Genomic DNA, 15534 nt, shown 5'->3' with positions numbered 1-15534 from the left:
AAGTGGGCAGTTACCAGCCGACCACTTATTCAATATATATTTTTAGAAAACGCATCGTTAACAATCAATTTTATAATTTAGCGTTTAAGCATATACGGTTGAATCCTATCGTTTGGATGTCCATTAAAAAAAATTGTACATCATTTTTTAAATTATGAGCACTTTATTAGAAAATCATATTGTTGAATTACTGCAGGAAAGAAACGAAAAGGCGATTTCACTTTTGTACGATAATTATGCCGATACCCTGTTGGGTGTTGCCAATAAAGTTGTACGTGACCCAGACCTTGCCCAAGATGTTGTTCAAGAATCATTCGTTAAAATTTGGAAAAAAGCTGACTCTTACGATCCTAAAAAAGCAAAACTTTTTACTTGGCTTTTTAGAATCACAAGAAATACGGCGATTGACAAACTAAGAAGCGTCAACACAAAATCTGACAAAGAAATCCAAATAGATGTTTCTGACGTATATACTTTAGGCGTAGAAAGTACGAGACCAGAGTTAATGGACGTTAGAGAACATCTAGACAAAATTGAAGACAAATATCAAATTGTTTTAGAAGCTCTATTCTTTCAAGGTATGACCCAACAAGAAGCTAGTGATGAGTTGGATATTCCTTTAGGAACTATTAAGTCTAGACTAAAAATTGGATTACGTGAATTAGGCAAAATCTATGGCCCAGCCTTAATTGCGATGTTATTAAATATTGTATTATGAAAGACAAAATAAAAATTTTCCTTGATTCCGATTTATTGGAACAGTATCTTTTAGGAACCACCTCTGAATTAGAAAGTCTGCAGGTAGAGCGTTATATTGCTATGTACCCTGAAGTGAGAGAAACCTATTCAGAATTACAAGATAATCTTGAAATTTATGCAAAATTACATGCAATCGAAGCACCACAAGGTTTAAAAGATAAAATTAACTTAAGAATTAAAGCAGAACGTAGTGGTAGAAAAAGATTCTTTAGTTACGCTATAGCCGCTAGTATAACGGCTATATTATTTATTGGTATATCAACTTTCTTCTGGAATCAAAATCAAAATTTACAAGAAGAAAATAGCGTTGTAAGTAATAAGATAAAATTACTTGAAGAAAACATGAAAGAACAATTAGAAGATGTTCGTAATCAATTCATTGTTCTTAATAATCCACAAACCAAGAAATATAACGTAAAGGGAAACCAAAAAGCAAAAGACCTTAAAGCTGTTGCTTATATAAACCCTGTTAAAAAATTATCTTATATAAATGTGAGCAAACTGCCTCATATTCCAGAAAGTCAATGTTTTCAAATGTGGGCAGAAGTTAATGGTAAAATGATTAATTTAGGCATTATTGAAGAGGCCGGTGATCAGCAAAAACTTATGGCTTTACCATATGCGGAAAATGCCGTTGGGTACATTACTATAGAGCAAAAAGGTGGAAATCACGCACCTAGCGTTGAAAATATAGTTGCGAATATAGCATACTAAGCTTTCTCCCATAAAGTATTCTTAAAGCCCCTATTTTGGGGCTTTATTTTTTTATCTTTGTTTAAAATTCAGCATATGAAACTAGTATTATTAACCATTGGGTTGTTAGCATTGGCATTTGCAGGTATTGCCATAAAAATTTGGTCTAAAAAAGATGGTGAGTTTGCAGGAACCTGTGCAAGCCAAAGTCCATTTTTAAATCAAGACGGACAAGCTTGTGGTATGTGCGGAAAACTACCTAGCGAACAGGATTGCAAAAAAGATATCATATCAGAATAAGCAAAGTTCATTTCAATGGGCCTGCGTTTACCAAAATCTATAATTGAACAACATAGACACTTTAGAAGAAACTATCCTTAAAGCGAAACAAGGCAACCAAATTGCCTTTAGTCGTTTGTTAGATATGTTTTGGAACGATGTTTACGGATTTCAATTAAAGCGCACCGAAAATGAAAATGATTCTGAAGACATTACCATTCAAACTTTTTCCAAAGCTTTCGATAAGATAAATACTTATAACGATTCTTATGTTTTTAAGACTTGGCTTATTGCCATTTCTAAAAACATACATATCGATTTAGTTAGAAAGCGAAAAAAAAATTTACTAGATTCACGTAGTAATTCTGAGGCAATAATTAGTGCATTAGATGCTTCACCTTCTATGGAAGACCTATTGATTCAAGAACAGAATTTAGCCAATCTACTTAGAGATATTAAAAAATTAAAACCTCATTATCAATCCGTTATCAATCTTAGATATTTTAATGAGTTAAGTTATGCTGATATTGCCACTCAGTTAAACGAACCAATCAACAGTGTCAAAGTAAAAATTTTAAGGGCTAAAAAATTACTTTCAGAAATTATTAAAGATCGAAAGTAAGGCATAATTCAATTATAAATTTCTCATAATTTAGAACTCATTTGTGTAGCACGTAATTCTACTTTATCCACACTTTATTAGTTCGTATATTTGTATTAAAATTTAAAGCATGTCTACAGTTTTAAAAGAAAATGTTGCTCCACCAAAAGGAAAGCCGAAATGGCTTAGGGTAAAATTACCTACAGGTAAGAAATATACTCAGCTAAGAGGTTTGGTCGATAAGTATGATTTACATACAATATGCACCAGTGGCAGTTGCCCTAATATGGGCGAATGTTGGGGAGAAGGCACTGCAACCTTTATGATATTAGGTAACGTTTGTACCAGATCATGCGGTTTTTGCGGTGTAAAAACTGGCAGACCAGAGAATGTTGACTGGGCAGAACCCGAAAAAGTAGCTAGGTCTATAAAAATTATGGGCATTCAACATGCTGTAATTACATCTGTCGATAGAGATGACCTTAAAGACATGGGTTCTATTATATGGGCGGAAACGGTAAAGGCTATTCGTAGAATGAACCCTAACACTACCTTAGAAACTTTAATACCTGACTTTCAAGGTATAGAAAAACATCTAGATAGAATTGTAGCCGTTTCTCCAGAAGTTGTTTCGCACAATATGGAAACAGTTAAAAGACTTACTAGAGAAGTACGTATTCAAGCAAAATACGAACGTAGCCTTGAAGCGCTGAACTACTTAAAAAAGCAAGGTATCAATAGAACAAAATCTGGCATTATGCTAGGTCTTGGCGAGCACGAAGATGAAGTTATTACCACATTGGCAGATTTGCGTAATGCAGATGTCGATGTTGTAACTATCGGTCAATACTTACAACCATCTAAAAAACATCTTCCAGTTAAGGAATTTATTACTCCTGAGCAGTTTAAGAAATATGAAGATATAGGTCTTGAAATGGGCTTTAGACATGTTGAAAGTGGTGCTTTAGTTCGATCTTCTTACAAAGCACACAAACATATTCTTTAAATCATAAAGAACGTACTTTTCATTAGTAAGAAACTACACTAAGCTAAATTGATAGTTCTAAATGAATCGGAACTATGATTATTAACAAAACACACCCATCGTTAACCAATGCGTAAAATTAACATAGGTATTAATGGTTTTGGAAGAATAGGCAGAACCCTATTTCGCCTTATTCAAGCGCATGAAAATTTAAATGTGGTTGCCATTAACGATCTTGCAGATACCCAAACCCTTTCACATCTTTTAAAATATGATAGTATTCACGGTATCTCACCTCTTAACATCTCACATGATGAAAAGCATATTGTAGTTAATGGTTATTCTATTGTATTACACAACGAATCTCATCCTTCAAAAATTTGTTGGTCATCTTCTGATGTTGATGTAGTAGTTGAATGTACCGGTAAATTTAAAGACAGAGAAACTTTGGATTTTCATATTAACAATGGTGCCAAGAAAGTTATTCTGTCAGTTCCACCAACTGAAGATGACATTAAAATGATTGTCTTTGGCATTAATGAAAATACATTAACAAAATCTGACCATATTATATCGAATGCATCTTGTACTACCAACAACGCTGCTCCGATGATAAAAATCGTGAATGATCTTTGTGGTATTGAACAGGCATATATTACAACTATACATTCCTATACTACTGATCAAAGTTTGCATGACCAACCTCATAGAGATTTAAGAAGAGCTCGTGCAGCATCGCAATCTATTGTACCCACCACAACTGGTGCGGCAAAAGCGCTGACCAAAATATTTCCAGAATTAGCAGATACTATTGGCGGATGTGGAATTAGAGTACCTGTACCAAATGGCTCTTTAACAGACATTACCCTAAATGTAAAAAGAGCTACAAGTATTGATGAAATAAACTCTACTTTTGAAAAAGCGGCAAAATATCAATTTAAAAATATAGTACACTACACTAGTGATCCAATAGTTTCTATAGATATAAACAATAGTTGTTACTCTTGTACGTTTGATTCTTTAATGACCTCGGTCATAGGAAAAATGGTTAAGATTATTGGCTGGTACGATAACGAGACCGGCTACAGCAGTAGAATCATTGATTTGATTAATTTTATAAGTACTAAAAATTATATTTGAAGATTTTATTTTTAAATAAAACACTTAAATTTTTACTAGTCCCCATTGTAATTTTGGCGACTACAGCCACGCTATATTCACAAAACCAAACTGAACGAATAGACATACAACCTTATTTTGATCAAGCAAGAAAATTCAAAAATCAAGATAAAATAGACCTTGCACTAGAGACCCTAAATACCGCTGCTAATGAAGCTGAAAAAGGTGAAGACATTAAAGGGCTTATAGATAGCTTACACGAACTTGCCCTACTCTATTTAAAGATTGATAAAGAAGGTGATACAGAATTTTATTGGGATCGCGCCAGTGTTTTAATTAAAGACGTTGAATACCCTTACGGCGACGGCATGCATAAATATATCGAAGCTATTCTTTTACATAGAAGTAATAGAAATTTTCAAGCCTTGTTTATGCTAAATGAAGCAAAACAACTTAATAACGATCGTAATTTTTACAATAACCTATTATTAACCGAAGCTAAAGTATATGTTAGTTTAGAGAAATACGACAGCGCAACTAAAAATTTAAACTCACTAATCGTCAACACAGATCTTTACGAAAAAGAATATCTTACTACTCAAGCTTACCTTACACTTGCCGAACTCAACTTAAAAATTGACAATCTTACCGAAGCTGCTAAGAATGGAGAAAATGCATTAAGTCTTGCTATTAATCATGGATTTTTAGAAGATATCAAAAATGCCAACATGTTATTATCCTCTGTTTATGAAAGATTAGGGTTATATCAAAAATCACTTGTCAACACCCAAAACCTTGTTCAATTAAAAGATTCAATATTCAATATAGACAAAAATATAATTGAAGCTAAGACAGCAGATAAAATTAGAGATGATTACAAAACAGAAGAAATAGCAAGACAAGAGAAAAAAATCGAAGAACTTACTGAGTCTCAAAACAGGTCTGAACTTACTGCAATTTTAACTTCTGCATTTTTAATTATTATTTCTTTACTAGCAGTTACACTTTATAGAAATAACCAAATAAAATTAAAGACCAACGATCTTTTACAGACCAAGAACAAAGAGCTACAAATTGCTCGTGATGGTGCAGTACAAGCAATGGAAGCAAAAACAAACTTTCTATCTACAGTGAGTCATGAACTTAGAACACCCCTCTATGCGGTCACCGGACTTACCCATCTCTTGTTAGAGGAAAACCCAGAAGAACACCAAAAAGAACATTTAAAAGCATTAAAATTCTCAGGCGACTATTTACTTAATTTTATAAACGACATACTGCATATCAATAAAATTGATGCAAATAAGTTAGAACCTCTAAACATGGAGTTTAATCTTAATAAAGTCATCAATGAAGTTATTAATTCTCTTGGACAAAGTGCTAAGTCTAATGAAACCAAACTTGTTTTAGAATACGATTCAGATATTCCTAGTCATTTATTAAGTGACCCTTTAAAACTATCTCAAATTTTCATGAACCTAATTGGTAATTCTATCAAGTTTACAAAAGGTGGTGAGGTTAAGGTAATTGCTAAACTTTTAAACAAAGTAGAAGATGATGCAACTATTTATTTCGAAGTCAAAGATAATGGTATCGGAATTTCTAAAGAAAAGCAGAAAAGTATTTTTGAAGGTTTTGAACAAGGTTCTATTCAAATTAATAGAGAATATGGTGGTACCGGCTTAGGTTTAACAATTGTCAAAAGTCTTTTAGGTCTTTTTAATAGCAAAATTGAACTTGAAAGTTATTTGGGAGAAGGAAGCTCTTTCTTTTTTGAAATTAACATGAAATACCTTGACAATCTTGCTGAAGATATTACCAAAACAATATCACTAGAAAACACTCCTAAAGATTATGATTTCAAAGGGCTACACCTTTTAATCGTAGAAGACAATAAAATTAACCAAGTCATAACCAAAAAAATGTTATCTAAAAGAGATATGACGAGTGATATTGCCAACAATGGTCATGAAGCAGTCACAGCCGCTCAAGAGAATGTCTACGATGCAATTCTAATGGATATTCATATGCCTGGCATAAGTGGCGAAGAAGCTACAATTGAAATTCGAAAATTCAATCAAGACACACCGATTATCGCATTAACCGCTATTTCACTAGATGATAGTTTAGAAAGTTTTTATGCTGCAGGTTGTAATGACGTTGTCACAAAACCTTTCAAACCAGAAGTATTCTATCAAAAAATTGGCGAGAATATCTTTGATAAAAATACTAAGAATGCTCTATCATAAACTTGTTTAATGCTGAATTAAACAGCTCATCACCATTATCTAAAAATTGATGCTGCACTTCAATATAGTGTAGGTTAGCTATACTAGACTTCAAGCGAACATAATCTTTTTCCGTAGTAAGAACACATTCTTTTCCCTTTAAAAGTTCAATTTCTTTATTGCTAAAAAAATGATGATCATTATACTTTAAATGTTCAAAGGAGAATCCTTCTGAACGCAAAAAATCTACTAAAGGAGCAGGATTAGCGATACCGGTCACCAAAGTAAGCTTTTTCCCTTTTAATGACTTTAATGGAACTGCTATTCCCTTAAGCTCTTTATTATAAGACAAATAACTGAACAATACTTTTTGATGTACCTCAGGGTTAATATTTTTCTTAATTGTTTCCTTTTCTGTTGATAATAAGTTTTTCGAACATTTAGTTACCACTATTACGTTCGCTCTACGTGCTTCTCTTTTAGAATCTCTTAAATTGCCTGTCGGCAAATACCAATCTTTAGTATATAAGTTATCATAAGTGGTCAAAAGAATAGAAAAACCCGATTTCACCTTTCTATGCTGAAAAGCATCATCGAGCAAAATTACATCTGGACTAATCAATTTCTCCAGCTGACTAATTCCGTTTCTTCTATCGGCATCAACGGCAACAGTAATTTTAGGGAATTTACTTTTTATCTGAAATGGTTCATCACCCAATTCTTCAACAGTGGTTTGCTCATTAGAAAGCAAAAAACCTTCTGACTTCCTTTTATAGCCCCTACTCAAAATGGCTAAATTATAATTCTCAGAAAGCTCTCGTACCAATAGTTCGATCATTGGTGTCTTACCTGTACCACCAACACTTAGGTTACCTACACAAATAGTTTTTACCGCAAATGATCGAGAAGAAAAAATACCCACATCATACAAGCGATTTCTAAGAAAGACAATCAGTCCGTAAATTAATGAAATAGGAAAAAGAAGTTTTCGTAACACCTGCATTAGAACGAAATTATAATAATTTATCTTTGAATATCTTATTTTCTTATAAAATGACCGTAAAAGACATTACCCTAATATTAGAAGAATTTGCCCCATTAACTTATGCCGAAGATTTTGACAACGTAGGTTTACTAGTTGGAAACGCTTCTAATGAAGTAAGCGGAGTATTAGTTACATTAGACACTTTAGAAAATGTGGTAGAAGAAGCGATTGCTAAAAAGTGTAACATGATCGTTAGCTTTCACCCAATTATTTTTGGTGGATTGAAGAAAATAACGGGGAAAAATTACGTGGAGCGTGTAGTTATCAAAGCAATCAAAAACGATATTGCCATCTATTCTAACCACACGGCACTTGACAATGCAAAAGAAGGCGTAAACGCAAAAATTTGCGAAGTACTTGGACTATCTAATACCAAAATACTACTTCCTCAAAAAAATACGATTAAAAAATTGACCACCTATATCCCTAAAGATAGTTTAGAAGTGGTAAAAAATGCCATGTTCAAAGCTGGTGCTGGTAACATAGGAAACTATTCTGACTGTAGTTTCACTATTGAAGGTAATGGTACTTATAAAGCAAATGAAGATACCAACCCTACAAAAGGAAGCATTGGTACCACGCATACTGAAAGGGAAATAATGTTTACGTGTGTTTTTGGCAAGAATGAAGAATCTGCCGTAATCAAAGCATTATTGTCTTCTCACCCATACGAAGAGGTGGCTTATGACATACAAACTATAGAAAATACCAACCAACATATTGGTATGGGCATGATAGGTGAATTGAACAAAGAGGTTACCGAAACCGAATTTCTAAATCATTTAAAGCTTAAAATGAACGCCAAATTGGTACGTCATTCCATTTTTTTAAATAAACCGATTAAAAAAATAGCAGTACTGGGAGGAAGTGGTTCTTTTGCCATTGGTGCTGCAAAAGCGGCCGGAGCAGACGTATTTGTTACCGCAGATCTTAAATATCATCAATTTTACGAGGCTGAAAACCAAATAGTTTTGGCAGATATAGGACACTTTGAAACTGAGCAGTTTACAAAAAACCTTTTAGTTGATTATCTTACGAAAAAAATTCCTAATTTTGCAATCCATTTATCGGAAAGTATAACAAATCCCATCAATTATTTTTAATATGGCAAAAAAAGAAGATTCATCTGTAGAAGCAAAGTTAAGAGCATTATATGATTTGCAATTAATTGATTCTAGGGTTGATGAAATAAGGAATGTTCGAGGAGAACTTCCTTTAGAAGTAGAAGATTTGGAAGATGAAGTCCTTGGCCTAAAAACGAGAATGGATAAACTTAAATCTGATTTAGAAAATATTAATTTTGAAATCGGTGCTAAGAAAAACCTTATTGAGGAAGCAAAGACTTTAATTAAAAAATACGGCGAGCAACAAAAAAATGTTCGTAACAGTAGAGAATTTAATTCTATCAGTAAAGAATTGGAGTTTCAAGAATTGGAAATTCAATTAGCTGAGAAGAACATTAAAGAATTCAAAGCTCAAATTGACCAGAAGAAAGCGGTTATTTCTGAAACTAAAGAACGTTTATCTGAACGTGAGGCTCACCTTAAGCACAAGAAAAGCGAATTGAACGCCATTCTTGCTGAAACTGAGAAAGAAGAAAAAGCTTTGTTAGAAGAGTCTATTAAATTTCAAGATAAAATTGAAGAGCGTTTGGTAAAGGCATATGCACGTATTCGTAACAATGTTAAGAATGGTTTAGCTGTTGTGCCAATTGAAAGAGGTGCTTCTGGTGGTTCTTTCTTTACTATTCCACCTCAGGTTCAAGTTGAAATTGCTTCAAGAAAGAAGATTATTACCGATGAGCATAGTGGTCGTATTTTAGTTGACCCTACCCTTGCTGAAGAGGAAAGTGAAAAAATGCAAAAAATGTTCGCTAAATTATAATAGCAAACATCTTACATATATTAAAAAAGCCATCTTTTAAAGATGGCTTTTTTTTGTTTACATTCATGACTATGAAATCTTTAAAAATCCTTTTAATTTTTATAATGATGTCTAGTCTTAATATAGAAGCTCAAGATTTATCGGAATATAAATGGAAGAACAGAATAGTAGTTCTTTACGAAACTGAAATTAATATTGCCGAAGTAAAATCTGCCTTAGAAACTATTGAAAGTAATGCTTCAAAAATTAATGAAAGGGATATTATTGTTTTCACCTATATAGACAATGTATTATATACTACGGAAGGTAAAGCGACAGCTATTAAAAAATCTAGCACATTACCAAAATCCTATAATGGTTATATATTAATTGGAAAAGATGGTGGCATTAAAGCCAAAAGCCCCTACCCTTTTAAAATACAACAGCTTATTGACTTAATTGACAGTATGCCCATGCGTAGAAGTGAAATGAAGTCCAATAAATAATTACCCCAGTAATTTGAGCATTAGCTCTTCTACTTCTTTACTATCCCATTTTTCTGCTATATCTGGTGTGCTCATGACTTTTTTCATAATCTCTTCCTGCGCATCTCCTTCTGCAAGTGCTTCTGCATAAGGTCTATTTGAAAATGTTACCCTACTATAAGCAGGAATCCATTTCTCTGGATGTTTTGCCGCAAAGTGTTTTTCAATTTTCTTTTGTAACAAGAAATTGACATCTGCAGTTTTACTGCTCATTTCAACAAAGTTGCGATAGCTTAACTCGGCAATAGCATCGGCGTTTGGCTTGCGCCTTTCTTGATAGATTTCAAAAATACGCTGCCAGTCATCACCTAACTCCTGTATAATCTGATCTAAGACATAAATATCCTCAAAACCAGCATTCATGCCTTGGCCATAAAAAGGCACTACAGCATGCGCAGAATCGCCCACAAGGGCTACTTTATCCCAATAGGTCCAAGGGTAGCACTTCATAGTTACCATGGCACTGGTAGGGTTCTTAAAAAAATCTCCCGTTAAATTTTCTATATCATCCATTACGTTAGGGAAGTACGTATTGAAAAAATGTACCGCATCCTTTTTTGTCTTCAGACTTTCAAAAGAAACATCACCTTCAAATGGCATAAATAAAGTACAGGTAAAACTGCCATCTAAATTTGGCATTGCTATGAACATAAACTTACCACGTGGCCAAATATGAAATGAGTGCTTATCTAATTTATGTGAACCATCCGCATTTGCAGGTATAGTTAATTCTTTATATCCTACGTCAATAAAATCTTGCGAATAGTCAAATCTACTTCGCCTTTGCATTTTATGACGTACTCTTGAAAAAGCACCGTCGCATCCAAATACCAAATCAAAAGGGTATTCTATCCACTCCCCTTTTTCGCTTTCTCCCGTATAAACTTTTGCTTCGGGCAAATTAATATCCCAGACCTTTTCCTCAAAACGAAATTCTACTCCGTTCTTTTCGGCAAGATCGATCATGCGTCTATTAAGCACACCACGCGATATAGACCAAATAGCCTCACCGTCTTTACCATACTTTTGAAAATACTGCTCTTTTCCAATAACATGCATCGCCCTTTTATCTAAGGGTATGGCTATTTCTTTAATCTCTTCTTCTATGCCAACTGCCTTCAAGGCGTTCCAACCTCTATTACTCATTGCAAGGTTGATGGATCGACCAGAAAATTCAACATTTCTAATATCTGGTCTGCGATCAAAAACGGTAATTTGATGTCCGTACCTCTTAAGGTAAATGGCTAGCAAGGATCCTACTAAGCCTGAGCCAATAATGGCAATATTCTTTTTTTCTTGCGTCATGTATATGGCTTTAAGCCAACATTAATTCAATGTTAAAAATAGGAAATTATACCCTCATTTCTTGTATAAACAGATAAACTAAGCAAATCATTTACCTTATTGAGTCCATATCTGTTTAATTTTTAATTATTTTTGTTAAACAAAATTTACAATTTGAAACATTTTAGTAAAGAAGAACTAGGCAAAATGCCTAGTAGATACAGAGCTCATTTAATCAATAGTTGTACAGGTTATAAATCTGCCAACTTATTAGGTTCTAAATCTGAAACGGGTATAAGTAATTTGGCTATTTTCAATTCGGTGGTTCATATTGGTAGTACACCACCTATGCTAGGGTTTATTCTTAGACCTTTAACCGTTAAAAGAAATACCTATGCTAACTTTAAAGAAAGTGGATTCTTCACAGTAAACCAGGTAAACGAATCTATCATAAAAGATGCGCATCATACTGCGGCCAGTTATGATGAAGATATTTCAGAGTTTTCAAAAACCAACTTAACCGAAACTTATTTAGATAATTTTCAGGCTCCGTACGTAAAAGAGAGTGCAATAAAATTGGGTTGCAGCTATGTAAACGAATATGAAATTAAAGAGAATGGTTGCCTACTGATAATCGGTGCTATTGAGCATGTCTATTTACCAGACGATATTTTACAAAATGACGGTTGGTTGCAATTAGATAAGGCGCAGACTGTCGCTATTAATGGATTGGATGCTTATGCCTTACCTCAGCTTTTAGCAAGATTCGCATATGCAAAACCAGATGAACCCAGTAAACCTACACAATAGTGGCTCATAAAAAAGTAAACCTGCAAACAAAAATTTGCGCAACGTGTAATAAACCATTTTCATGGCGTAAAAAGTGGGAACGCAATTGGGACGATGTAAAGTACTGCGGAGAAAAATGTAGACGAAATAAATTGAAAACAATAATTCATGAATAATCTAATTTGGTTTAGAAACGACTTACGGGTGCAAGACAACTCTTCATTAACTGAAGCAATGAAAGGGTCTAATGTTATTGGCTTTTACTGTTTTGAATCTAAATTTTTTGAAACCGATGAATTCGGATTTAAAAGAACTGAAAAGTATAGGGCAAAATTTTTAATTGAGACTGTTCAGCAATTAAAACAGGAACTTGAAAAAATCAATATACCACTATTTATTTTTCACGGTAATTCAGCAGATTACTTACCAGATTTAATTCGAAATCATTGCATCAATTCTATTTTCTTACAAAAAGAATGGACTAGAGATGAACAGGTTATACTAAACAATGTAAAGAAGAGGTTAGATCCCAATATAAATATTCAAGAAGTATATGATCAATTTTTATTTCATCCAGATTATATTCCTTATGATGATTTTAGTTTAATTCCTAATGTCTTTACCATCTTTAGAAAAAAGTGTGAAGCAAACTCCAAAGTAAGACCAATTAACACCTTACCTAATCAAATGCCTAGTGAAAATTTAATTGACACTAAAACCAAAACCCCTACTTTAAATGATTTAGGTTTAGACAATTATCCTAACCATATTAATACCGCATTCCCCTTCAAAGGCGGAGAATTAGAGGCATTAAAACGAATACAGAACTACTTTTGGGAAACGAAAAAATTGAGCTTTTACAAGAAAACCAGAAACGGATTAATTGGTACGGATTACAGTTCAAAACTATCTGCTTGGCTGGCTAACGGTAGTATATCTCCAAGAACCATATACTGGGAAATAAAGAATTACGAAAAAGAAATTGTAAAAAACCAGGATACCTATTGGTTAATTTTTGAATTGATTTGGAGGGATTTTTTTAAATATATTTCTCTTAAACATCACGATGCTATATTTAAGTCGGGTGGTATATTAAATAATACTTACGATCCTAAAACCAACAAAAAAGCCAAACATACTTGGATCAATGGTTTAACCAAAGAACCTTTTGTAAATGCCAATATGAAAGAACTATTAGAAACCGGATGGATGAGTAATAGAGGGCGACAAAACGTAGCTAGTTTTTGGTCTAAAGAATTAGAACAAGATTGGCGAATTGGTGCAGCCTATTTTGAAAGTATGTTAATTGATTATGATGTGCATAGTAATTGGGGAAATTGGATGTACAACAGCGGAGTAGGAAATGACCCTAGAAACCGAAAATTCAATATTAAAAGCCAAGCAGAACGGTATGATGCTGCCGGTAAATATCAACTGTTGTGGTTACAAGAAACATTGTTCTAATCATAACTTCCAAAAAGACAAGAAATAATGAAAATAGTACGCTTAATATTAGGTGATCAATTAAATCAAAATCACTCTTGGTTCTCAAACGTAAATGACGATATCACCTATGTAATAGCTGAAATGAGACAAGAAACCGATTATGTTAAACATCATATTCAAAAAGTGGTCGCTTTCTTTTTAGCTATGCGAAGTTTTAGAGATGACCTTTCTGAAAAAGGGCATCAATTTATCTATTATAAATTAAACGATAAAAACAACCCTCAAGATTTAGCGCAGATAATATCCAATACTATCAAAGAAACAAATGCTGAAAAATTTGAATATCAGTTACCAGACGAATATAGACTAGACCAACAATTACAAAAAATTTGTAGTTCGCTAGCCATAGCTACCGATAGTTTTGATACCGAACATTTTTACACTACCAGATATGAGTTAAAAGATTTCTATACCGGCAAAAAGCAAATGGTTATGGAAAGTTTTTATAGAATGATGCGAAAAAAACATGGTATTATGGTAACTAATGACCAGCCAGAAGGTGGTAAGTGGAACTATGACCAGAGCAACAGAAATAAATGGAAGGGCAAAACACCTATTCCTAAAGAAAAAGAGTTTTCTAAAAATGTAGATGAAATAGTTCAAATGTTGAACGTTAAAAATGTTCAAACATTTGGCAATATAGATTCCACAGAATTTCCATGGCCGGTGACAAGAGAAGAATGCTTAAATACATTAGATTATTTCTGCAACGAACTACTACCGCATTTTGGTGATTACCAAGATGCCATGCATACTGATGAGAAGTTTCTTTTTCACTCGCGCCTATCATTTGCAATGAATGCTAAGATATTGGCACCAAATGAAGTTATCAATACTGTCTTAGACCATTTTTTCGATAAATCCAACGATGTAAACATATCTCAAGTTGAAGGTTTTGTACGACAAATTTTAGGTTGGAGAGAGTATATGAGGGGTATTTATTGGAAGGAAATGCCCAAATACAAAGAACTGAACACATTAAACAATACCAATAAATTACCTAAGTTTTTTTGGACAGGTGACACGAAAATGAATTGTTTAAAAAAAGCTATTGGTCAAAGTTTAGATGCTTCTTATGCTCATCATATACAGCGCCTTATGGTTATCGGTAATTTTTCTTTATTGACCCAAATAGACCCCGATGAAGTTGATAAGTGGTATTTAGGTGTTTACATAGATGCCATTGAATGGGTAGAAATTACCAATACTAGAGGTATGAGCCAGTTTGCCGATGGCGGCATTGTTGCTACTAAACCATATGTTAGTAGCGCTAATTACATTAACAAAATGAGTAATTACTGCAGTGGTTGCCATTATAACCACACCAAAAAAATTGGTAAAAAAGCATGTCCTTTTAACTCGTTATATTGGAATTTTCTATCTGAGAAAAAGGAACATTTCAAAGACAATCAACGTATGAATATGATGATGGCTCTTTTAAATAAAATGGAAGGAAACAAACTAGCTGAAATTCAAGAAAGAGCTGCCGAAATAATTAAAAATCCCGATGCATTTTAATGGTTATTTAAACTAAAATTAACATCATAAAACGTTCTAATTCATACTTTTGAAGCGTAAATCAATAGAACATTCCGCGAGAGCGCCTATATAAAGAAAACACCTTTTCATTTAACTGAAAAGGTGTTTTTATTTTAACGGTATTCTTAGATATAATTACTCTATTTGTATTTAATTCTTACTTTACAAATTAACTCGTATAGGTTGAATATACTGATTTCATCGATAAAATGCACAACACTATATACATCGTTGGTTAACCACCTCTTTAACAACAATTTTAACAGTCGACAACAATTTTAAAAAACTGATAAAGTCTT

Annotated in this window: 16 protein-coding genes; 14 read left to right on the top strand and 2 right to left on the bottom strand. The window is 33.3% G+C overall.

Translation table 11 applies throughout. From position 1 onward, the window contains the following. The first annotated feature begins 154 nt into the window (after nt 1-154). From ACJJVP_RS10500 to ACJJVP_RS10470, 7 genes are all read left to right on the top strand, one after another. On the top strand, nt 155-718 hold the full coding sequence (locus ACJJVP_RS10500; RefSeq protein ID WP_405413470.1) for an RNA polymerase sigma factor: 564 nt from the start codon (nt 155-157) through the stop codon (nt 716-718). Then, a complete protein-coding gene (locus ACJJVP_RS10495) occupies nt 715-1473 on the top strand; it encodes an anti-sigma factor domain-containing protein (RefSeq protein ID WP_405413469.1) in 759 nt (252 codons plus the stop codon). Before ACJJVP_RS10500 ends, ACJJVP_RS10495 begins: the two co-directional genes overlap by 4 nt. Before the next feature lie 75 nt (nt 1474-1548). After that, complete coding sequence (locus ACJJVP_RS10490; protein ID WP_405413467.1) at nt 1549-1752, top strand: membrane or secreted protein; 204 nt, start codon at nt 1549-1551, stop codon at nt 1750-1752. A gap of 43 nt (nt 1753-1795) precedes the next feature. Continuing rightward, entirely contained in the window at nt 1796-2353 is a 558-nt protein-coding gene (locus tag ACJJVP_RS10485; protein WP_405413465.1) for an RNA polymerase sigma factor, read from the top strand. Between the two features lie 109 nt (nt 2354-2462). After that, nucleotides 2463-3338, top strand: coding sequence for a lipoyl synthase (gene lipA / locus ACJJVP_RS10480; protein WP_405413463.1), 876 nt, complete (start codon nt 2463-2465; stop codon nt 3336-3338). A gap of 108 nt (nt 3339-3446) precedes the next feature. Beyond that, a complete protein-coding gene (gene gap / locus ACJJVP_RS10475; protein ID WP_405413460.1) occupies nt 3447-4457 on the top strand; it encodes a type I glyceraldehyde-3-phosphate dehydrogenase in 1011 nt (336 codons plus the stop codon). Continuing rightward, a complete protein-coding gene (locus tag ACJJVP_RS10470) occupies nt 4454-6685 on the top strand; it encodes a response regulator (protein WP_405413459.1) in 2232 nt (743 codons plus the stop codon). Before gap ends, ACJJVP_RS10470 begins: the two co-directional genes overlap by 4 nt. Here the strand turns inward: ACJJVP_RS10470 and lpxK are convergent. After that, complete coding sequence (gene lpxK / locus ACJJVP_RS10465; RefSeq protein ID WP_405413457.1) at nt 6666-7667, bottom strand: tetraacyldisaccharide 4'-kinase; 1002 nt, start codon at nt 7665-7667, stop codon at nt 6666-6668. The genes ACJJVP_RS10470 and lpxK overlap by 20 nt on opposite strands. A gap of 50 nt (nt 7668-7717) precedes the next feature. On the opposite strand from lpxK, the gene ACJJVP_RS10460 reads away from it, so the two are divergent. The 3 genes from ACJJVP_RS10460 (at nt 7718) to ACJJVP_RS10450 (ending at nt 10078) form a co-directional block, all read left to right on the top strand. Continuing rightward, nucleotides 7718-8812 carry a Nif3-like dinuclear metal center hexameric protein gene (locus ACJJVP_RS10460; protein WP_405416169.1) on the top strand — a complete coding sequence of 365 codons (1095 nt, stop codon included), beginning with the start codon at nt 7718-7720 and terminating at the stop codon, nt 8810-8812. 1 nt (nt 8813) lies between these two features. After that, the gene (locus tag ACJJVP_RS10455; RefSeq protein ID WP_073247240.1) at nt 8814-9593 is read left to right on the top strand and encodes a zinc ribbon domain-containing protein; all 780 of its coding nucleotides are present in this window, start codon (nt 8814-8816) and stop codon (nt 9591-9593) included. A gap of 71 nt (nt 9594-9664) precedes the next feature. After that, entirely contained in the window at nt 9665-10078 is a 414-nt protein-coding gene (locus tag ACJJVP_RS10450) for a DUF4174 domain-containing protein (RefSeq protein WP_405413454.1), read from the top strand. Here ACJJVP_RS10450 and ACJJVP_RS10445 read toward each other — a convergent pair whose 3' ends face one another. Next, nucleotides 10079-11422 carry an FAD-dependent oxidoreductase gene (locus ACJJVP_RS10445; protein WP_405413452.1) on the bottom strand — a complete coding sequence of 448 codons (1344 nt, stop codon included), beginning with the start codon at nt 11420-11422 and terminating at the stop codon, nt 10079-10081. 153 nt (nt 11423-11575) lie between these two features. On the opposite strand from ACJJVP_RS10445, the gene ACJJVP_RS10440 reads away from it, so the two are divergent. From ACJJVP_RS10440 to ACJJVP_RS10425, 4 genes are read left to right on the top strand one after another with little or no spacing between them, the layout of a single operon-like run. Then, nucleotides 11576-12211: a flavin reductase family protein gene (locus ACJJVP_RS10440; protein ID WP_405413449.1), complete on the top strand. Its 636-nt coding sequence runs from the start codon at nt 11576-11578 to the stop codon at nt 12209-12211. Continuing rightward, nucleotides 12211-12366, top strand: a complete 156-nt coding sequence (locus ACJJVP_RS10435; RefSeq protein WP_405413447.1) for a DUF2256 domain-containing protein — start codon at nt 12211-12213, stop codon at nt 12364-12366. Before ACJJVP_RS10440 ends, ACJJVP_RS10435 begins: the two co-directional genes overlap by 1 nt. Continuing rightward, the gene (locus tag ACJJVP_RS10430) at nt 12359-13654 is read left to right on the top strand and encodes a DASH family cryptochrome (protein ID WP_405413445.1); all 1296 of its coding nucleotides are present in this window, start codon (nt 12359-12361) and stop codon (nt 13652-13654) included. The genes ACJJVP_RS10435 and ACJJVP_RS10430 overlap by 8 nt, the downstream gene beginning before the upstream one ends. A 27-nt stretch (nt 13655-13681) precedes the next feature. Then, a complete protein-coding gene (locus ACJJVP_RS10425) occupies nt 13682-15214 on the top strand; it encodes a cryptochrome/photolyase family protein (RefSeq protein WP_405413443.1) in 1533 nt (510 codons plus the stop codon). Nucleotides 15215-15534: the final 320 nt, after the last annotated feature.

Origin of the sequence: Maribacter sp. Asnod1-A12, from assembly GCF_045063735.1 — a bacterium.
GTDB lineage: Bacteria > Bacteroidota > Bacteroidia > Flavobacteriales > Flavobacteriaceae > Maribacter.
This window is presented reverse-complemented; position numbering and strand designations above follow the sequence as displayed.

Excerpts from the sequence above, each read along its gene's own strand:
- ACJJVP_RS10500 (WP_405413470.1), top strand. The coding sequence starts at position 155 with ATGAGCACTTTATTAGAAAATCATATTGTTGAATTACTGCAGGAAAGA.
- ACJJVP_RS10495 (WP_405413469.1), top strand. The coding sequence starts at position 715 with ATGAAAGACAAAATAAAAATTTTCCTTGATTCCGATTTATTGGAACAG.
- ACJJVP_RS10490 (WP_405413467.1), top strand. The coding sequence starts at position 1,549 with ATGAAACTAGTATTATTAACCATTGGGTTGTTAGCATTGGCATTTGCA.
- lipA (WP_405413463.1), top strand. The coding sequence starts at position 2,463 with ATGTCTACAGTTTTAAAAGAAAATGTTGCTCCACCAAAAGGAAAGCCG.
- gap (WP_405413460.1), top strand. The coding sequence starts at position 3,447 with ATGCGTAAAATTAACATAGGTATTAATGGTTTTGGAAGAATAGGCAGA.
- lpxK (WP_405413457.1), bottom strand. The coding sequence starts at position 7,667 with ATGCAGGTGTTACGAAAACTTCTTTTTCCTATTTCATTAATTTACGGA.
- ACJJVP_RS10460 (WP_405416169.1), top strand. The coding sequence starts at position 7,718 with ATGACCGTAAAAGACATTACCCTAATATTAGAAGAATTTGCCCCATTA.
- ACJJVP_RS10455 (WP_073247240.1), top strand. The coding sequence starts at position 8,814 with ATGGCAAAAAAAGAAGATTCATCTGTAGAAGCAAAGTTAAGAGCATTA.
- ACJJVP_RS10450 (WP_405413454.1), top strand. The coding sequence starts at position 9,665 with ATGAAATCTTTAAAAATCCTTTTAATTTTTATAATGATGTCTAGTCTT.
- ACJJVP_RS10445 (WP_405413452.1), bottom strand. The coding sequence starts at position 11,422 with ATGACGCAAGAAAAAAAGAATATTGCCATTATTGGCTCAGGCTTAGTA.
- ACJJVP_RS10430 (WP_405413445.1), top strand. The coding sequence starts at position 12,359 with ATGAATAATCTAATTTGGTTTAGAAACGACTTACGGGTGCAAGACAAC.
- ACJJVP_RS10425 (WP_405413443.1), top strand. The coding sequence starts at position 13,682 with ATGAAAATAGTACGCTTAATATTAGGTGATCAATTAAATCAAAATCAC.